Source organism: Prevotella melaninogenica (assembly GCF_003609775.1).
GTDB lineage: Bacteria > Bacteroidota > Bacteroidia > Bacteroidales > Bacteroidaceae > Prevotella > Prevotella melaninogenica_A.
Genome location: NZ_AP018050.1, coordinates 124052 through 145409, shown reverse-complemented (window position 1 = coordinate 145409; position 21358 = coordinate 124052). Strand labels below are relative to the sequence as shown.

Genomic DNA, 21358 nt, shown 5'->3' with positions numbered 1-21358 from the left:
TTCCTTAAGAAAAACTTGCAGTATTGGGATTTTGTTGCTATCTTCGCAGACAAGAAAGCCATAAATGGCATCTGAATAAAAATCATAACATGGGAAGAAATAAGTTCGCACAAGACGAGATAAAAGAAATAGCAAAGCTACTCCGACTGAAGAATGCGGGTAATCGGGCGAAACAGAAATTGGTTCGTCATGATCTTCGTACTATCTATGAGTTTAATATCTCTGACTTCAATGAGCCAGGAAAGGCTTTTGGCGAGGAAGAATTGCAGGATGCTATTCGTCGTGGAGCTATTCAGATTCTCGATGATGCCACTATCTCCGACATGAAGGCAAAGCGTGCTCGAGATAAGGCTCGCGATGAGGCTACACGTGAGCAGCAAGCCATTGAAGCGGGAGAGATGACCGACTGGAAAGCAGTTGCCAAAGAGTGGGAAGAATGGGAGCAGTCGCAAAATAACGGTAACTAATGTGTCCGATTATTTTGTGGCATTCTTTTTGTTAACTTAAAGAAGTAAGTGAAATTCTAATAAGAAGGAATATAGGCTTTTATAGCAGTGAGATAGCTTCATTCTCCAAAGATTATAAAATAATAAAACAATGACATTATATCCAAAACTCATTACAGACGCGCTGGAGAAAGTAATTTATCCAGGAACAAAAAAGAATATCATAGAAAGTGAAATGCTCGCTGATACACCAAGTATCAATGGTAATAAAGTAAGTTTCACACTTATTTTCCCACGCGAGACCGATCCTTTCCTTAAGTCTACTATTAAGGCTGCTGAGGCTCAAATTCACTATTCAGTTGGCAAGGAAGTTGAAGTAACTATTACAACAGAATTCAAGAATGCGCCACGCCCAGAGGTGGGTAAGTTGTTGCCTCAGGTGAAGAATATCATTGCTGTTAGTTCGGGCAAGGGTGGAGTAGGAAAGAGCACCGTCTCTGCTAACCTCGCTATTGCCTTGGCGCGCCTTGGCTATAAGGTAGGTTTGCTTGATACTGATATCTTTGGCCCAAGTATGCCAAAGATGTTTGGTGTAGAAGATGCTCGTCCATACGGAGTAGAAAAGGATGGACGCCAGCTTATCGAGCCAGTAGAGAAGTATGGTGTGAAGTTGCTTTCTATTGGTTTCTTTGTCAATGCAGACACAGCAACCCTTTGGCGTGGAAGTATGGCAACCTCAGCTCTTAAGCAGCTTATTGCTGATGCAGATTGGGGAGAACTCGATTACTTTATCCTCGATACGCCACCAGGAACCAGCGATATTCATTTGACACTTATGCAGACACTTGCCATTACGGGTGCAGTGATTGTGTCAACTCCTCAGAATGTAGCACTGGCAGATGCACGTAAGGGTATTGATATGTATCGCAACGACAAGGTGAATATTCCAATTCTTGGATTGGTTGAAAATATGGCATGGTTTACACCAGCTGAACTTCCAGAGAATAAATACTATATCTTTGGTAAAGACGGTTGCAAGAACTTAGCGAAGGAACTTGGATGTCCGCTACTTGCTCAGATTCCAATCGTACAGAGCATTTGCGAAAATGGTGATAATGGAACACCTGCAGCTTCACAGGTTGACACCATTACAGGTCAGTCATTCCTCAGTCTTGCACAGAGTGTAGTTACTGTTGTTAATCGTCGCAATAAGGAGCAGGCTCCAACAAAGATAGTTGATGTAAAGAACGGATAAGCGTATAAACGGAATCTTCGTGTTTATACATTATTACAAAAAGAACAGGGATATGCGAGTAAGCGCATATCCCTGTTCTTTTTGCAATCACAAACACATTATTCACTTTTTTTACAAAAAGTAAGTCGTTTACAGATTTATTTTATACTTTTGCACCGAATTTATGAGGTCATTGACCTAACCTATTATTCATTAATAATCTTGACGTTTATACGTTAAACAACCTGTGTAAATAAAATAATAATCTATCTATCATTACCTTATAATATTATAAGGTGATAATGACGTACGGCAGTTGTCCATGCAGCTGTTATTAATAAGTAACAATTAGGAACCTAAAATATAAATATTTAAACCCTGAACCTAATGAGAATGATTCATGAAGCAAAGCAGAAGCATCTGTATTTCTCAGTCGCTTTTGCCCTTTCTATTGCGTTAGCTCCAACGAGTGCTTATGCAGTAGGAAATCCCGTAGGCTCGCCTGAAGCATCAATGCCTCAGGCTGTGCAACAAAACGGTAATCACAAGGTAACTGGACGTGTGGTTGATCCAGCTGGTGAGCCGCTGATTGGTGCCACTATTATGGTGGAAGGTACTAAAGATGGTACTGTAACTGACATTGACGGCAACTTCACTATCAACACCACGTCAAAGGCAAAGTTGGTCATCTCTTATGTTGGCTATACTGCTCAGACAATCCTTGTTGGTGATAAGACTACGATTGATGTTACCCTTAAAGAAGTTGCAAACACTATGAACGAGGTTGTTGTGACAGCCTTGGGTATCAAGCGTGCTGAGAAAGCCTTGAGTTACAATGTACAGTCAGTAGGCTCAAATGAGTTGACACGTAACAAAGATGCTAACTTTGTGAACTCATTAAACGGAAAAGTAGCTGGTGTTAGCATTTCTAAGAGTGCCAGTGGTGTCGGAGGTGCAACACGTGTTATCATGCGTGGTGCCAAGTCTATTGAAGGAGATAACAACGTGTTGTATGTTATCGATGGTATTCCAATCTTCAACTTCAGCGGCGGACGTGATAGCGGTATCATGGGTGAAGGTCGTGTAAGCAGTGAAGGTATTGCCGATCTTAATCCAGAGGATATCGAGAGCATCAGCGTCTTAGCTGGTCCATCTGCTGCAGCCCTTTATGGTAGTAATGCTGCTAATGGTGCCATCCTCATCACTACAAAGAAAGGTAAGGAAGGACGTGTAGACATTTCGTTCTCAAGTTCTGCAGACTTTAGCTCACCTTTGTTGATGCCAGAGTTCCAGAATACCTATGGCAATAAACTCGGTTCTTACGAGAGTTGGGGTGAGAAACTTGCAACACCAAGTTCATACGATCCAAAGAAGGACTTTTTCCGTACAGGAACGAACTTCATCAATGCTTTGACTTTGAACATGGGTAATGAGTTTAACCAAACTTTTGCCTCTGTAGCAACAACTAATTCACGTGGTATCGTACCAAATAATACTTACGATCGTTACAACTTCACAATCCGTAACACCACCCGTATGTTCAAGAATAAGGTGCAACTCGACCTTGGTGCATCTTATATCAAGCAGAAGGACAATAACATGGTGTCACAGGGTGAGTATTGGAACCCAATCGTTGCTGCTTATCTCTTCCCACGCGGTGAGTCTTTTGAAGGTATAAAGACCTTTGAGCGTTACGATAACGTGAGAAACTTCCCAACTCAGTATTGGCCAATTAGCGATAGCCGTTTTGCTAATCAGAACCCTTATTGGACAGCTTATCGCAACTTAGCACCAGATGATAAGGATCGTTTCATGTTCAATGCTGGTCTTACCTATAACATCTTTGATTGGTTGAGCGTAGCAGGTCGTATTCGTCTTGACAAGACGTTTATTACAAGCGAGCGTAAGATTTATGCTTCTTCGTTCAACTACTTTGCAAAGGAGAACGGTGCTTATGACTACTATGATTATAAGGATCATCAGACTTATATTGACGCTATTGCTAATATCAATAAGACCTTTGGTAAGTTTAGTCTTGCTGCCAACGTTGGTTATAGCTATTCTGACTACGCATCTCTCACTCGTGGTTATGGTGGTAACTTGGTTTTAGTACCCAATAAGTTCTCTTTGAACAATATTAACCCAAGTGATAGCAAGATTCGAGAGGGTGGTGGTGACTCAAAGGTACGCAATGTAGCAGCTTTTGCAAGTGCCGAATTGGGTTGGAGAAGTATGGTTTATCTTACTTTGACAGGTCGTAACGACTGGAACTCACGCCTTGTAAACTCATCTGAGGAATCATTCTTCTATCCATCAGTTGGTTTGTCTGGTATTATCTCAGAGATGACAAAACTGCCTTCATTTATTTCTTATTTGAAGGTTCGTGGTTCTTATACTGAGGTAGGTTCACCTGTTTCACGTTCAGGTATGACACCAGGCACTATTACAACTCCAATCGTGGGTGGTAGCTTGAAGTCTACTGATATCTATCCATTTACTGATTATAAGGCAGAGCGTACAAAGTCATACGAGTTCGGTTTGACAGCTCGTTTCTGGAAGAAGTTGTCATTCGACTTCACTTGGTATAAGTCTAATACTTATAACCAAACCTTTATCGGTGAATTGCCAGAGAGTTCTGGTTACAAGGCTGTTTACTTGCAGGCAGGTAATGTAGAGAACCGTGGTGTCGAGATGGCATTAGGTTATAACGATAACTTCGGAGGTTTGCAATGGAGCTCATCATTGGTTTACTCTAAGAACGTCAATGAGATTAAGGAGATGGTGAAGGACTACCATCACCCATTGAGTCCAAAGCCAATCAATATCCCAGAGGTATCAAAGGATAATGGCCGCGTTCTGCTTAAGGTAGGCGGTTCTATCAATGACATTTATGCAAGAAAGGTATTGGCAAAGGACAATCAGGGCTTCGTAAATGTTAGTCCATCAGGTGGTATGAGCTTAGAGACTGTTGAGCCTATCTACTTAGGTAAGACTACTCCTGACTTCACAATGGGTTGGAACAATAACTTCACCTATAAGAACTTTGGACTTAGTTTCTTGATTAATGCACGTGTTGGTGGTATTGTTACTTCTTCAACACAAGCATTGTTAGACCGCTTCGGTGTGTCTAAGGCATCAGCTGATGCAAGAGATGCAGGTGGCGTGATGATTCCTAATCAGGGCTTGTATGATGCAAAGAAGTATTATACACTTGTTGCTACAGGTGAGAACGACCTCGCAGGTTACTATACCTATAGTGCAACAAACGTACGTTTGCAGGAGCTCACCTTGAGCTATAAGTTTAATTCAAGGCTGTTTAACAATGTCATTAAGGATTTGACACTTTCATTTGTGGCTACAAATCCATGGATGATTTATTGTAAAGCACCTTTCGATCCAGAGCTTACAGCTTCAACAGGTACATACGGACAGGGCAATGACTATTTCATGCAGCCAAGTCTGAAGAGTTATGGTTTCAGTGTTAAATTCAAATTCTAATTGAACATGAAGACAAAAGCATATAAATATATCGTAGGTGTCCTTGCGCTGTCCTTGTTTACGGCTTGTGACTTCCAAAAGGTAAACACTAACGAGTTTGAACTCCTTCCAGAGGAGGGATTAATGGATGGTATTTCTATTGGTGGCCCTATAACCGCCATGCAGAAATGCGTCTTCCCAGTAGGTACACAGGCAGATGGTACCAGTGTTGCTAATAGATACCAGACTGCCTATAACCTTGCAGCAGATTGTTGGAGTGGTTATTTCGGTCAGAACAATAACTGGGGCGGTCCTAATAACCTCAACTATTTCCTCAAGGATGGTTGGGTAGCATCGTCTTACACCGAGTCTTATTCAACGGTTGTTCCTTTGTGGCAAGACTTAAAGGGTAAGACTGAGACACAGTTCCCAGAGGTTTTCGCCTTAGCACAGATTCTGAAGATTTCTGCTTGGCATAAGGCAACTGATATGTTCGGACCTATTCCTTATAAGGAGGCAGGTAAAGGACTTATCACTGTGCCATACGATAGTCAGGAAGAGGTATATAAGTCAATGTTCAAGGAACTCTCTGATGCTATCGAGGTGTTGACAAAGTATGCTGATAATGGTAACAGCAAACTCTTGCCAAATGCTGATGCTGTCTATGCTGGTGATGTACATAAGTGGGTTGTTTATGCCAACTCATTGATGTTACGCCTTGCAATGCGTGTTTATTATGCCGATGCAGCCCTCTCAAAGCAGTATGCTTTACAGGCTGTTAACCATTCTTATGGCGTGATGAAGAGCATGGATGATGAGGCTAAGATGGAGAGAGGTGCAAGCTTGGAGTTCAAGAACAACCTCGATGTCCTTATCAACCAGTACAACGAGTGCCGTATGGGTTCTTCTATGTTGGCTTACTTAGGCGGTTATCAAGACCCACGTTTGCCAAAGTACTTCAATACAAGTACTGTTTCTCAGGCTGTGACTGTGGGCACATACGGAAAGTATTCTGGTGTACCAACAGGTCATGACGTAAGTTCTAACGATGCTTTCAAAGATTCTTCTCGTCCTGCTATCACAAGTACAACTCCTACTTATTGGATGCGTGCTTCTGAGGTTTATTTCCTCTTGGCTGAGGCTGCTCTGCATGGTTTCGCTGTAGGTGGCACTGCTGAGTCACTTTATGAGAAGGGTATCGAGATGTCATTTGAAGAGAATGGTATTGCAAGTTCTGAGGTAGCAGACTATATGTCGTCTGGTCTTAAGCCATCAGCTTACAGTTTCCATCTCACCAATCCAGGTGTGAATGTTGATGTACCAGCAGTAACTCAGGCAACCACAGAGTGGACTGGAACCGATGAGGAGAAACTTGAGAAAATTATGATACAGAAGTGGATTGCACTCTATCCTAACGGACAAGAGGCTTGGACAGAGTATCGTCGTACAGGTTATCCTAAGTTGCATAGTGTGGTTACAAACTATAGCAACGGTGAGGTTGACAGTGAGGTGGGCATCCGTCGTATGCGTTTCCCAACTAACAAGTCTACTTCAGCAGAGGATATTGCTAACTTAGAGAGTGCACGCAAGCTACTTCGTGGCGGTCTGGATAAGGCTGGTACACGTTTGTGGTGGGACAATAAGAATCATTAATATCAAGCATTTTGAATATGAAAAACTTTAAATATATAAGTTCGTTGGTATTGCTCTGTGCAGGAGTTCTTTTCTGTGGATGTAGCAAGATGACAGAGGTAGAGAACGAACCTTACGATCATATCGGTGGATATAATACGATGAACAATGCTGAAAGCGAGAAGTATTATGCCGATTTGAGAGCTTATAAGCAGCAAGCCGTTAACTATGGTCGTCCTGTTGCCTTCGGTTGGTATTCTAACTGGTCGCCAGCTGGTACCTATCGTCGTGGCTATCTTACCTCTATGCCAGATAGTATGGACATCGTTTCAATGTGGAGTGGTGCACCTAATCGCTTTAATATCACACCTGAGCAGAAGAAGGACAAGGAGTTTGTGCAGAAGGTGAAGGGTACAAAACTCTTGGAAGTTACACTCTTGTCTTATATTGGAAAGGGTAGAACTCCTGACTCTGTCTATACTGCTGTTGAGAAGCAGGCTGAAAAAGAGGGTTGGGCAAACGACCATGCTCGTGTTGAAGAGGCTAAGAAGAAGGCTCGTTGGAAGTTCTGGGGCTACGAGGGTGTTGCTGGTTCTGACAATCATAAGCAGGCTTTGGCTCGCTTTGCTAAGGCTCTCTGCGACTCATTGGTAGCCAATGATTGGGACGGTTACGATATCGACTGGGAAATTGGTAGTGGCGTCTTCGATATGGATGGTTCGCTCAGCACTAATGCCGACCTTGTTTACTTGGTAAAGGAGATGAACAAGTATATCGGTCCTAAGAGTGATCCTGAGCATAAGGGACACCGTCTTATCTGTATAGATGGTCACTTTGGTGGACTTACTGAGGATTTGGATGGATATGTTGACTACTGGATTGATCAGGCTTACGGTCGTACAACTCACTTCGATTACTATGGTGTTGATCCAAAGACAATTATTACAACCGATAACTTTGAGTCATCTTTCAAGAGTGGTGGTCAGTTGTTAAGACAAGCCAAAAGTATGCCTTCTAAGGGTTACAAGGGTGGAGTAGGTGCTTATCGTTTCGATAACGACTACGACAACACGCCTAACTACAAGTGGATGCGTCAGGCAATTCAGATTAACCAACAGGTGTTCAAGGAGAGAATGGGTCAAACCACTCAACCTTAACATTGCATATCTCACATTATAAATTTAATAGAATACAAATATGAACAAGCATATTTTCAAACATATTGCTGTGGCGTTTGCCGCATGCTGTGTGGTGAGTTGCCAAGACAGTGAGAGCGATTTGTTGAAGCAGAAGGTATATTTTGATGGCAATCTGCAGAAAGTCGAAATGCCAGACACTGGTTCAAGCTTAGATGTTGATATTACTTCTCGCCTTTCTAACAAGCAAGATGGGGCAGTAGATGTCTCTTATTCACTTGCCGACTCGTCATTGGTTGCTCTTTATAATAGCAAGTATGGAACAGACTATGTTGCTTTCAAGCATCAGAATGTTACATTCAGTAAGACTTCTTCAACGATAGCTGCAGGAAGCATCTATGCTGACAAGGTGTCGTTGACGCTTAACAATCTTGATCAGTTAGAGGCAGGTAAGAACTATATGTTGCCTGTCAAGCTTCATTCTACTTCTACACCTATCATTGATGGTGAGGACGTTGAGTATATTGTTTTGGCTAAACCTGTCAAGATTACGAAGGCTGGTGATTTCTATAACAAGTATATCTCTGTGAAGTTCCCTTCTGGAACCTACTTTAAGTCATTTACTTACGAGGCTTTAGTACATTCTATCTGGTGGGGCAGCAACTGTACTATCATGGGTTCTGAGGGACTGATGATTTTCCGTGTTGGTGATGTTGGTGGTGGAATCTCTGCTGGTATTCTTCAGATAGCAGGTAGACAGCACTACGAAGCACCAGAGAAACTTCAGATTAATAAGTGGTATCATGTGGCAGTAACCTTCGATCAAGCAACAGGTAAGACCGTTATGTACCTCAATGGTACGAAGTGGGCGGAGTCTGCATGGAACATCTCTGGTTTTGATCCTAACGCTGATGTTGGCTTCAACATTGGTAAGATTCCGGGTTTCCCTTGGGGTGAGCGTCCATTCTATGGTTATATGAGTGAGGTTCGTGTATGGAGCGTTGCTCGTACCGAGAATCAGATTAAGCAGAATATGTTAGGTGTTAATCCTAAGTCTGATGGTCTGGAACTCTATTTCAAGATGGATGGTTCAGAAACCGTAAATGGCAATAAGATTAAGGATGCTGCTAAGGGTATCGAGTGTACCACGGGTGGTCTTGAGTTTACTACTCTCGCCCAGCCTGTCACTATGAAGGATCTTCAATAAGCTTATGCCTTAAAGAAATAGTATATAAAAGAGTCGGACACCGTTGTCCGACTCTTTTTGTCTTTGAAGTTTGACCTTTATCGTTGCAAAGGTAGCCAATTCATGGAAGGAATACAAGAAACTCCCTTGCATTAGAATAACAAGTTTTTATCCTAGTATAGGTGTCTATACCTATGTCGAATAGTATATGGCTAATACAGATTTTAAGATTAATCCTTGGTTAATGATCTAAAATTTGTGATCAAAAATGAACAAATTAAACCAATAATACAATACGTTCATAAAAGTTTGTATATTTGTGAACAAAAGATCAAGTCATTAATGGAAAGCCTTGGGTACGATAAGACAAGTATTGCCTCAATCTTTGAATATAGTAAAAGGTTGATAGGGCATTCTTTGAATGAAGTTGTTGATAAATCATTATTTAAGGAGCTAAATCTACAAGGACAAGGCAAAGGTGGTCTTGGACAGATGATAGAAAAATACTACTTCAAGTATGATATTAACAACGACCCTACCCCAGATTTTCAAGAGGCTGGATTAGAGCTGAAAGCAACAGGCTTAAAGAAAAACAAAGGTGGAGAATTACAGATAAAAGAACGCTTAGTGTGTGATATGATTGATTACTGTTCTGTTGTTAACGAGCAGTTTGAAACATCTCTCTTTTATCTAAAGTGTCGTATAATGCTGCTTATTTTCTATCTTTATGAAAAAGGGGTAAGCAAATGGGATTTACGATATATCTATACAGTAATTTGGCAGTTGCCCGAGAAGGACTTGTTAATCATAAGAAAAGATTTTGAAACCATTGTCAATAAAATCAAGAAGGGAGAGGCTCACGAACTTTCTGAGGGAGATACCGAATACCTTGCTGCATGTCGTAAAGGACAAAAAGGAGAAAAACCAAGGGAACAGCCTTTTTCAGATATTCTTGCACCAAGACGTGCTTTCTCTTTGAAACCAGCTTATATGCGCACCATACTTTCCTATGTGAAAGACCAAAAAAGGAGTGATGTAAGTAATATAGAGATTCCTTCGATAGAAGATGGGCTTGTCTCAGAGGCAGACTTGAGAGAAAACAGCTTAGAGAATATAATCTTAAAAAGAATTGAGCGTTGGATTGGAAAATCCGTTCAAGATATTATTGATTATTATGAACCTGGTTTGATGGTTAATGCAAAAGACATCAATTACGTAGTTTCATGTATGATAGTCTCTGATGGTAAATACAACGGACGTGGTAAGAAACATATAGAAAGAGCTGATGAATTTGTAAAATCAGGTTTAAGGTTGAAGACAATACCTATATATTCAAATAATAGGCTAAAAGAGGCTATGTCGTATGAGAATATTGATTACGAAGAGCTATATCATAATGGTAATTGGTTTGATTCAACTACTTATGAACTTTTCACTAGTAGATTCCTCTTTATGGTATTCCGTCATCCGAATATTCAGTCAGGAAGTTTTCACTTTGATTATGGACCAATGATTTTAGAAAAAGCTTTCTTTTGGACTATGCCCCAAAAAGACTTAAAGATAGCAGAGGAATACTGGCAAGATATTAGAAAACATGTGCTTAGAAATGAAATAGGACTTGATTATTTCTGGAAAGCTGGTTGGAGTAATAAAAATGGGAAGCATTTTCATGTTCGTCCAAAGGGAACGAAAAATAGTTATTTAGGAGCTGCAGATAATCCTAATGGTGGAAAAGCAGATAAGTACTGTTATTGGTTTAATAAAGAATACGTTTCAAACATTATAGAAAACAACAAATAAAATATGTCTACAAAGAATAGTACATACAGTTTAAAAGAAGATAATTGGGGACTATGCGAACCGATTGCAGAATACTGTAAAAAAGCAGCACAAGCAACACGTGAATTATCTTTATTCTCTGTAGATTCTAATATTGTAACTGAACAGGATGATATACGAGTTGTTGAATTGTTTGCAGGTGTGGGTGGTTTTCGTATAGGCTTAGAACGTGCTTCTAAACACTACAAAACGATATGGAGCAATCAGTGGGAACCATCAACAAAGCGACAGGATGCTTCTATGGTGTATTGTCATAGATTTGGAGAACAAGGACATAGCAATGAGGATATAGCAATGGTTCCAACAAGTGAGATACCACAGTGTGATTTACTTGTAGGTGGATTCCCATGTCAAGACTATTCTGTAGCAACAACACTGAAGCGTTCTGGTGGAATAGAGGGTAAGAAAGGCGTATTATGGTGGCAGATATATCGTATCTTAGATGAAATGAAGCAAAAGCCCGCCTACCTACTTTTTGAGAATGTTGACAGACTTTTGAAATCACCAGCCTCACAACGTGGACGAGATTTTGCTATTATCCTCGCTTCGTTAAACGATTTGGGTTATACCGTAGAGTGGCGTGTTATTAATGCGGCAGACTATGGTATGCCACAACGTCGTAAACGTACTTATATCATAGGCTACAAGAATGACCTTGCTATAACCCAGCAGATAGATAAGCCTTTGGAATGGATTTTGTCTAAGGGGGTAATGGCACAGGCATTTCCTCTGAGTGTTGATTATAAAAATCAACAGACAAGTTTTGATATAGAAGGGGATTTGACTACAGTATCATCATCATTCAATAAAGGTATGAAGGAGTCACCTTTTGAGAATGTAGGTATTATGAAGGACAGAAAGGTTACAACTATAGAGGCAAAAGCAAAATACGATGGTCCGATATTGACATTGGGTGATATCCTTTTAGACGAAAAGGATGTTCCTGATGAATTTTTTATTTCAGAAGATGAATTGCCGCGCTGGGAATACTTGAAAGGAAGTAAGTCGGAGAAAAGGGTCAATAAGACAACTGGTTATGAATATAACTATTCAGAGGGAAGTATGGCTTTCCCTGACTTTCTTGACCGTCCGTCACGTACTATCATTACAGGTGAAGGAGGTAAAGGACCTTCACGCTTCAAACATGTCGTTTATACACCGAGTGGACGTTATCGACGCCTTACACCATTGGAATTAGAGCGTCTTAATATGTTCCCTGATCATCATACAAAGGGAGCGTCTGATATGCGTCGTGCCTTCCTGATGGGAAATGCACTGGTTACTGGTATTGTTGAGCGCATTGGTGCTGTGTTGATAGAACGTATGGGTTAGACAAGTTAACGAGCTGACGAGTAAACAAGTTGTTTGCGGATAGGGTAAGGGGAGACAGGGTAACAGGGGGACAAGGAGACAGGGTAACATGTTTAACAGGTTTTTTGGGGGTGAGGTAACCAGTTGATAATGTAGGGTTGGGGTGAAATATGTTTACAAAAGTCGGTGTGTTTTGGGTCGAAAAATGGTCTTAAAACGGCTAATCTTGGTGGTCTTGTAACTTGCAGAGAATCAAATACTTACAAGATTGCGTTTTAAAAGGGCGTTAGTAAGGGTCCAAAAGGGCGTTAGTTGGACCTCAAAAGGGCATCTTTTGCAAGGCAATTGGGCGTTAATTCGAGTCAAATTGGACGTTAGATGATTTTAGTGGTTTGATTTTTCTTTACATAATGTTGGCTTCTGTGAGAGGGCGAGTACTATTTCCTCACAGATATCACAGAAGAACAGGTTTCTGGTTCTTCCGAAATCACAGAATCTAATACCTATGTGTTAGCAAAAATGTTCTGTGGTATCACATGGCTTTTAAGCCTCTGAGTCCTTTATTTTTGTGTAAAAGAGTCTGTGCTTTCTGTGCTTTCTGTGAGAGAATAAAGACCCATAAATTACTTGTAGGTACACAGAGGCACGGAGCATACAGAGTTTTTATTTCTCACGGATAAGCATAATACTTTGTGATAAGTGTGTTATATTGCAAGTAAATAAAAAGCCCATTAACAGTATTAAGTAGGTTAAATGAACCGTCTACTGTTAATGGGCTGATGATGTATGAATACTATGTTTTATGCTTTCTTCTTCTTTGCATTTCTTCTCTTCCACCAAAGATAGTAGCCACTGATAGGTAGGAAGCCACCGATGAGTACAGCTAAACCGTGGAGAATCTTAGAGAACCAGCCGCCCCATTGGCCAGTGTGAATCTTCTTGAAGAGTTTGCTACCCTTTGGTTTCTTGCCTTGTTCGTCTTTCTTTCCATCTGGGCTTGTAGCCTCTTTCTTCTGTGAATCGTCCTTCGTTTGTCCGAAAGCATTGTCGTTGGTAGTTGGTTTCGCTTTCTCCTTATCGGCTTTCATCTCCTTTGGTGGCATTTCCTGTCCAAAGAGTTTAGACATTCCAGCTCTGTACCAGCCGTAAGAGAAGACTGGACCAGTGAGTGAGATGAGGAGGAGAAATACGACAACATAGATGCCTAATGAGGCGTGGGCGTCGTGAGCAAATCGACGGAAGCCCTTGTTGGTATTGATGGTTAGGCGATTTTCCAACATCTTCTTGTTCTTAGGCCACCAGAGTACAACGCCAGACAGCAGTATCAGGGTCATACACATTGCAGAAACAGAGGTGATGATACGGCCCAAGGAGATTCCTCCACGTGGTGGGTCAGGAACCATAAATAGCCAACGATGCAGCTGCTTGACAGCAACAAGGAAAGGTACCTGCTTTGGGGCAAGGTCGAATGCCGCTGCAATTTCGCCTCCAATCAGCAAGATGAGTCCGCTGAAACATAAAATCATTATAAACACTCCAAGCGGTAATGCCAACCATCTGTGGAATTTTAAAAAGAATTTTCTCATTACTTAAATATTGAATTATAGTCTTGATTGTTCTCAGGTAGTCTTTATCTTTGTACAAATCCCTGCCTGAGTGGTTTGAGAAAGAATAATCTCATGTTTTGTTATCCTTAAATGCTTTTAACCATCAAAACTTGTTTGAGTGTGCAAAATTAATACTTAATTACATAAAAACAGCATAAAAGGTTGAAAAGTTTTCAAGTGTATGAGTTGTTAGCTCTAAAATTAAACGAGTTGTTTGCACAGACTAAGCAAACATGTTTTTGCCCTTTACTCTTTGCCGTTTTTACTTTTTCTCTTTACCCTTTTCTCTTTACCCTTTTCCTTTTCTCTTTCCTTTTACATTTGTCCTTTCCCATGTCCTACATCGGTAATCATAATTATGAATTATGAATTATGAATTATGAATTAAGAATTATGAATTAAGACTTATAGTTGAATAACGAAAGTTGGCAAGCAAACGAGTTATTAGTTATAACGGATATAACCATTTACTCGTTCACTTGCCAACTATACAAGCAACTTGTTAACTCGTCAACTCGTCAACTTGTTTACTTAACCACAACCTTGCGTGTACTGCCATCAGAAGACTTGATGATATTAAGACCCTTCTGTAGCTTCTGAATCTGACGACCATCAACGGTGTAATACTTTTCTGTTGTAGTCTTGTTGAAGTTTGCACTCTCGATACCATTGGTAGTAAGTGAGGCAACCAATGGTTCGCTTGAATACTTCTTGCCGTCAGCTTCGTAGACCATTACGACCTTGAGGGATGTGATAGAACTATCATAGAAATGAAGAATACGTAGGTTATCGATAACCTTGAAGTCATAGTTTCTCTTATCCTTGTAGTTGAAAGGAATATTAGTCATTTCTTCCTCATGCATGTAATTGTATTGACTTGCACTCTTCTTGAACTTGAAAGGTTCTGTGCTACCATTAACATAGACATTGTAGTACATCTTCTCAGGGTTGAGAACGTTGCCGTTAATATCTGCATTCTTTACATAGAAAGCTAACTTAATCTCATTAGAAGTGTTGTCGTAGTTTGGAGTAGATGATAAATAGAAGTATTCTGGTGTCGCTGGGGCTCCAACCTCCTTCTGAACGTAAGGAGTCAAGGTAAGAGCTTCATAGCTCTCTACGTAGTCTTCACCTGTAATGTTTTCGTCACTACCTTTACCTAAAGAAGTTCTAAGAAGCTTAGAAGCAGTCAGTTTACCAGTTGCATCAATGCTGAACTCAAGGTTCTCTGCAGCCTTGGTCTCACTCTCGAAAGCTGCGGCAAAGGTGTGATACTCCGACTTATCGCTATCGTATTTCTTGAAGTCTGTCTTCTTAGTAATACCCAAATACTGGTTAGTAGACATGATTGCCTTGTCGCCTTGCTTGGTAAGTTTCACCCAAGTGTTTGCAAGTTTCTCAGCCTTAAACAAGCCCTTGACATAGATATCGTTATTATCGGTCATTACTTCAACAATACGTGGTGAAGGGTCAGACTTAGAAGTAACGGTGTACTGGCTCTTTGTAGCTGTAGCTGGTGGTGTAATAAGCTGCTCTTTAAGTGGTTCAATCGTAAGAGCCCAGTCGCCACCATAGTTGTTTAGCCAGCTATTATTATAGGTAGCACCCCATATTTGCTTCTTCTGACCCATACCAGACATCTTGAGTGTTCTTCCTTCCACTGTGAAATCTACGTAGTTCAAAGTTGGACCAACAGGCTCGTAACTCTTTCCATCATCAGAAGAAACCAAACGATTAAGAGAGATAGTACGCTCACTACTTTCCTCGTCATCATCGCTCCCACCGAGGTCGTCAGTATAAATATCCTGTGGTAGCTTTGCTCTATACTTACCATCAGCTTGTCTCTCAAGCTTCAACCATGACTTACTATCGAGGCCTGATAGTGGATTGTAAATGTAAATACAGCCATCTTCGCCGATAACAATCTTAGATACTAATCCTTCATATCTACCTGCTTGTGTACCAGTCCAACCCTTCTTAACCCAAGACTTGCTTGAGCGATACAGGTTTTCAATCAGCTTACCTTTAGGTGTGTCTTTTATTATCTGAGCGGAAGCTGTAAGGCTCAGGACTAATGCACAAATTGAGAATAAAGTTCTTTTCATAACTGTTACTTTTGATTAAATAATTTATATTGTTTGTCCTTGTTTTAGAAATCATAGCCAATACCTATGGTACAGTAGCTACTTCCTGTGTCTGCTGTCTTCAGGTTGTAAGCTCCGTTCAGACGTAAGCCATGGTACTTGAAGCCTGCACCCATAGTGATATGGCTGAGGTCGTGGTCACCATACTCATAGCCTGCACGTACTGATACCATCTTATTATAGGTGTATTCAAGTCCGCCACCAAGCATAAAGAGTTTGGCTTCTGAAGGTTGGAAGAAGTAACGAGAAGACAAGGCTGCAGCAACTTGATGCTTCTCTGCTACATCAACTGAAAGCGCACCACCTACAGCAAGATAGGTTGGGAGCGTGGTCTTGTGCTTGTTCCCATAGTCGAGTTGAGGACCAATGGCACCCACCTTCGCATCAAGCATGAGGTTGGCTGGTTTGTTAGCAAGGGTCAACTCGTTGTTTTGATAGGCTCCACCCACGGAGAAAGCAGCTCCCGTAGCATTCTTTGAGAGGTGGCTATAGATAAGACTTCCTGTTGCGTAGGCAGCGAATCCCTTACCAAAGAAATAGGTATAACCCAAGTCGAGGGTCCAGTTATAAGGCTTATAGTCCTTAGTTGGATTGCCCAAGAGGTCGGCCCCCTTTAGACTTAGTCCTCCAGCATAGCGGAAACCAGCGAAGACAGCATGACGCTTAGCCAACTTATAGCCAGCAGAAAGCGCGTAAATGCCAAAGGTTCCATCAGCACCCTCTGCCTTTTCAAAGAGAGAGGCAGAAGCATCTGCGGTGAACTTCTTATCCGTTGCGAAGAAAGCAGCAGGATTATTGTATAGATACATACCCTCAGCAGCAGCCGAAGCATTACCCATAGCGGCTGTTCTGGCATCGGTATTCGCTGTTAATATCGAGAGATCTTGTCCCTGAGCATTAGCCTGCGTAGGACCGAGAAGTGCTGCGCAAGCCATGAGAATGATATGTTTTTTATTCATACTTGTTGTGTTTATCGTTTAATGAACATCTGGGTATGGTTGCCCTTACTGGTATATACGGTCAGTTTATACGTTCCAGGATTTAGTTTAGAAAGGTCAAGTGTGGCTACGTTGTTCTTGTCTGGAGTCACAGTAGCCTTCATCAGACGCTCTCCCACAGTAGAACTGATAACGAATTCAGCCTGCTTTACTTCTGGATTGAGTAGGGTGTTGATGTCTTTCTGCACTGGAATAGGATAGACGGCATAGACAGGAGCCGACTTCTTTTCGACTACACGCACTTGGAAAGAGCCATCAGAAGATGTCTCACGACCATCTGTTGCAGCGATGCTGATACGTGTAACACCCTTTGTTTGAGGTTTCAACTGAAGGTTGTCATTGTTGATAGTAGCTGTGGCGATACTACCATTGGCAGCATTGGCTTTGTAAGTAAGTTGTGTGTTACTGCTATGTGTGTAATGTCCAGTCAATGGAATCGTCACTACTCCCTCGTCCAATCCGATGATATAGTTCTCGAAAGGCTTTGTTAACTGTGGTGGAATGTACTTCACAATCTTAAATGTAAAGCTCTTCTCAGCCTTTGCTCCTAAGTCATCTGAGAGTACGAAGGTGCAAGTATAACTACCTGCTTCAAGCACAGGAACGAGGTTTACGGTCACAGTATTACCATTGACAGTGAAGGAAACGCCCTTTGTTTCACCTGTAGTCTTGATGTCCCAATTGTGATTATCAGGGTCAGCAACGTTGAAGGTGAACGACTTACGCTCATTCTCCATGATCTCTATGGCTTCTGTTGGGAAGTTAGTAGCCTCTGGAGCATGGTTGAGTTTGGTCGTACACTTCTGAATCTGTGGTTCAGAAAGGTTGCCCCAACGGTCTACTGCCACTACAGCAACGCTGTAAGTGGTGTTGTCCCTTAAGTCATCAAAGCCGTATTTCAGGGTTTCATCTAAGCCATGACCCATACCATTGATTTCTATGTAGGTCATATCTTTGAGTTTATCAGCCGTCAATTCGCCCTGAGCAATGTAGAGGCGATAGAAGGCTGCGGTCTTATCCTCATCCTTAGCGATGCTCCACTCCGCATTGATGTCTACGAAGTCAGGTGTAAGTGTGAGCGTTCTCACCTTCTCAGGAGCTATCTTTGTGTCTGATTCAAAAGCTGCTTCGGCATCGATATAACCCTTACCTAACTTACCTTTGTACGTTGGATTTTGCTCATCGATGTTATAAGGACGGTAAGCTGTGATCAAACGTGACTTCAATTCTTCGTTAGTGAAGCCCTGTTTGCCAAAGTAAGAGGCGATAAGTGCAGCAATACCCGATACGTGTGGGCAAGCCATTGAGGTACCTTGATAGTAAGCATAGCCTGATGCTACCTTCTTCTTAGGTACGGTACTCAATACGCCAGCTTCATTTCCGAAGCGGTCTTGGTCGCCACCCGGAGCCGTAATAGTCACCCATTTCGCATAGTTACTATAACTTGCCTTAGTGAAATCCCATGCCATAGCAGCCACAGAGACCGTTGGCGCATAGCAAGCAGGGTAAGCAGAGAACTCTTTGTTCTCATTACCAGCCGCAAACATTACCACACCACCCTTCATAGGAGAGTCTGGACGCTGATTGCCATTAGCATCACAACCCGCCATCTTGATGAAGTAGTCGACAGCTTCTTTCAGCAACTGCGGCATAGCTGTGACATTTGCACCAGACGAATAGCCCCATGAGTTCTGGCAAATAACAGCTCCGTTGTCAGCTGCATACTTAATGGCAGCGGCTGCATCGCCCTGTTCGTCTTTGTTTCTAAATATCTGACAACTCAACAAGCGTACGCCACTATCTGCCGAGCCATTGCCACCTGCGATACCTGCCACACCTTTACCATTGTTGTTGCGTGCAGCAACCGTACCCGCAACGTGGGTTCCGTGTCCGCCATCATCGGGTTCGATAGTACCACCGACAACGTCTTTTGCTGTCACGAAGTTGTAACCATAGATGTCATCTACAAAGCCATTGCCATCATCATCGACATTAGGTTGACCATTCTTCTCCTTTTCGTTGACGTAAAGATTGTCTATCAAGTCTTCGTGGGTGATGTCAATACCACCGTCGACAACGGCTACAATAACGTTTTTCTTACCTGTTGTGTACTTTTCCCATACAGGTTTAACATTACAGTCAGCACCTTTCTTTGCACGAGGATTTACCGTACCATTATTGTAGTAATGCCATTGTTTCGCAAGAAGAGGGTCGTTAAAATTACCTCCTGTAGCCTGCATACTTGCTTCAGGGGCGCTATAAGGTGCAACCTTAACCTCTGGTCTTGCCATTGGCAACACTCGTTCAGCACATTCAACGCCCTCGGCTTTATTGAACTGATCCAATACAGCAGCAACGTCTTTGCTATTATCGAAATAGATCGTGTACCAGCGGTCGAGCCCTTCAGCTACTGTTCGTGCTTCATATTCACCAGCAGGCTTAAAGACTCTTTCCATCTTATAAGCCCCAGAATACTGCATTGCAGAAGTTATCTCAGATGGTACGCTTTGCATCTCCACACTACCACTACGAGTTGTAGGTATAGCTTGGTTTGTACCCTTTGATAGTTTCACATTAATGCAACCTTTTATAGCAAAAAGGTCTTTGTCAATATTGACAGAGCGTGTGTTAGATGTGGTCGTATCTAAGTCTTGGCTGTCCTGACATGAGGTCGTAACCATCATGCCAGATAGCGCACACGCACATAGATATATAATCGATTTTCTCATCAATGTTCCTTTATTTTATTTCTTTGGATTGGTTTGTTTGAGCATACGTTCTACCTTAGCTAACCGCTGTTCTTTACTTCCTGCAAAGACAGTAGGCTTGTACAAGACGGTAATCTGCATGACTGCCTTACCATTGTTGACGTCAGCATACTCGCCACCTGAGATGGCTAAGGTCAGATAGTCAGAACGACGAGCATAGATATGATGCTTACCATTGTAGCCAACAAACTCGAAGTTGTTGGAAGTAAGGAGCTTATCAAACTCGTTGGTTATGAACCACTCGTTGCCATACTGCCATATACCTAAGTTAGGCTGACCATAGAACAGGCTGTACTGCTCAATGCTTCCGACCTTATCTTGTGGGGTTGTAGCATCACTGCGAAGGAAGAAGAAGTAAGTACGAGCAATCAGTGTAGGGTCATTTGTCTTGTAAAGGATAGCTTCAACCTCATTGCTCTTAGACATTTGTCGCTTCATTTCCTCGCTATTCTTACCCTGTTCATATTTCTCAACGTCACTTATCTTCTTGTCAGTTTTGTTCAAAAGGTCAACAGGACCAAGGTCAAGACTACTAAAGGTAGGGTAGCTTCGGTCTTGTGTGTGCATCTGATAGAAGAATAACACAACACTATTATTCTCCTCCCTGATATCTACATCCATCGTGAAAGCTTCCTTTATATTGACGTAATGATTTGTATCTTTCTCGTCCCTTGTATATCCATTGGCTTTCATAAAGTCTTGGAAAGCCTGCGACTTAACAGCGTTGACACCCTCTCTTGTCAGCGAACGTGTGTAGATACGCGTTGGAACAGAGTGCTTTGTATCATGTACATAGACAACGTCTTTGAACAAAGGCGATGGAGTCTTGAAGAAGTAACTTTCTTCAAAGATACCGTTTACCTCGTCAGGACCGCCATATTCCGTCAGGAAACTACCGCGGCGATACTCATAGTCCATCATCTTATGCAAGCTATAAGGATTACCTGGGTTACAAGCCAAGATAAAGGTTGACACGCCCGGCTGCTTAACAACCACATCATTGTTCTTTCCTGCAAAGGCTATTGTCAGCTTTGTCGTTCTTTCCGTAGTGCTATAATTAGGTTTAGAAATGAACTTTAATCCATGCTTTTTCTTAATAACCTGCATCCACTCTGGTGTTTCGTTCTGAGTAAGATCGTAGGAAGTAGCATCTATCTTCAAATCGACAGTTGTCGTACCACCCGCCTGTGGCAAGATAATCTCGCCATTGCTAAGGTTTAGTGAGATATCTGCAGCACTCTGACTTACCATGATTTTCTGCACTGCCAAGCCACCATCAACAAGGATATAGCTACTTCTCTCTATCCCCGTTGTATTAGGATCAACGTGTACAGCAATCTCGTTTCCCTTTTGTGTAAGGTGAACCCACGCCTTCGGTGTCGTAGCAATCCACTCCTTAGAGTTCGTGTTCACGGTAATTGTCTTTTCAATCATCTGATTAGAGAAAGAAATCTCCTTCTCCGAAACATTCAGATAGGGTTGTTCAAAGCTGTCATTCTCAGCACATCCAACTACTATCCCCAATAATAGGTATAGTAGTGAAAACTGCATCAGCTTATGTATATTGATTATACGCATAT

Annotated in this window: 13 protein-coding genes; 8 read left to right on the top strand and 5 right to left on the bottom strand. The window is 41.8% G+C overall.

Annotated elements, in window-relative coordinates; genetic code table 11:
* Positions 1-89: 89 nt before the first annotated feature.
* The 8 genes from PMEL_RS07530 to dcm all read left to right on the top strand — a co-directional run bounded on the left by PMEL_RS07530 (position 90) and on the right by dcm (position 12282).
* Positions 90-467: a hypothetical protein gene (locus PMEL_RS07530; protein WP_120174761.1), complete on the top strand. Its 378-nt coding sequence runs from the start codon at positions 90-92 to the stop codon at positions 465-467.
* A 130-nt stretch (positions 468-597) separates the two neighbouring features.
* Positions 598-1701, top strand: coding sequence for an Mrp/NBP35 family ATP-binding protein (locus PMEL_RS07525; RefSeq protein ID WP_120174760.1), 1104 nt, complete (start codon positions 598-600; stop codon positions 1699-1701).
* Positions 1702-2067: 366 nt separating this feature from the next.
* The gene (locus PMEL_RS07520) at positions 2068-5178 is read left to right on the top strand and encodes a SusC/RagA family TonB-linked outer membrane protein (RefSeq protein ID WP_120174759.1); all 3111 of its coding nucleotides are present in this window, start codon (positions 2068-2070) and stop codon (positions 5176-5178) included.
* A gap of 6 nt (positions 5179-5184) precedes the next feature.
* Positions 5185-6810 carry a RagB/SusD family nutrient uptake outer membrane protein gene (locus PMEL_RS07515; RefSeq protein WP_120174758.1) on the top strand — a complete coding sequence of 542 codons (1626 nt, stop codon included), beginning with the start codon at positions 5185-5187 and terminating at the stop codon, positions 6808-6810.
* 17 nt (positions 6811-6827) lie between these two features.
* Complete coding sequence (locus PMEL_RS07510) at positions 6828-7946, top strand: glycoside hydrolase family 18 (protein ID WP_120174757.1); 1119 nt, start codon at positions 6828-6830, stop codon at positions 7944-7946.
* 40 nt (positions 7947-7986) lie between these two features.
* Positions 7987-9132, top strand: a complete 1146-nt coding sequence (locus tag PMEL_RS07505) for a DUF1735 and LamG domain-containing protein (protein ID WP_120174756.1) — start codon at positions 7987-7989, stop codon at positions 9130-9132.
* 237 nt (positions 9133-9369) lie between these two features.
* A complete protein-coding gene (locus tag PMEL_RS07500) occupies positions 9370-10911 on the top strand; it encodes a Sau3AI family type II restriction endonuclease (RefSeq protein ID WP_145985355.1) in 1542 nt (513 codons plus the stop codon).
* A 3-nt stretch (positions 10912-10914) separates the two neighbouring features.
* Positions 10915-12282 (top strand): DNA (cytosine-5-)-methyltransferase, encoded by a 1368-nt coding sequence (gene dcm, locus PMEL_RS07495; protein ID WP_120174754.1) that lies wholly within the window; start codon positions 10915-10917, stop codon positions 12280-12282.
* 779 nt (positions 12283-13061) lie between these two features.
* On the opposite strand, the gene PMEL_RS07490 is transcribed toward dcm, so the two are convergent.
* The 5 genes from PMEL_RS07490 to PMEL_RS07470 form a co-directional block, all read right to left on the bottom strand.
* Entirely contained in the window at positions 13062-13847 is a 786-nt protein-coding gene (locus tag PMEL_RS07490) for a PepSY-associated TM helix domain-containing protein (RefSeq protein WP_120174753.1), read from the bottom strand.
* 548 nt (positions 13848-14395) lie between these two features.
* Positions 14396-15973 (bottom strand): hypothetical protein, encoded by a 1578-nt coding sequence (locus PMEL_RS07485; protein ID WP_120174752.1) that lies wholly within the window; start codon positions 15971-15973, stop codon positions 14396-14398.
* A 44-nt stretch (positions 15974-16017) separates the two neighbouring features.
* Positions 16018-16971 carry a PorV/PorQ family protein gene (locus PMEL_RS07480; RefSeq protein ID WP_120174751.1) on the bottom strand — a complete coding sequence of 318 codons (954 nt, stop codon included), beginning with the start codon at positions 16969-16971 and terminating at the stop codon, positions 16018-16020.
* An 11-nt stretch (positions 16972-16982) separates the two neighbouring features.
* Positions 16983-19739 (bottom strand): S8 family serine peptidase, encoded by a 2757-nt coding sequence (locus PMEL_RS07475; protein ID WP_120174750.1) that lies wholly within the window; start codon positions 19737-19739, stop codon positions 16983-16985.
* 15 nt (positions 19740-19754) lie between these two features.
* Positions 19755-21356, bottom strand: coding sequence for a BACON domain-containing protein (locus tag PMEL_RS07470; protein ID WP_120174749.1), 1602 nt, complete (start codon positions 21354-21356; stop codon positions 19755-19757).
* Positions 21357-21358: the final 2 nt, after the last annotated feature.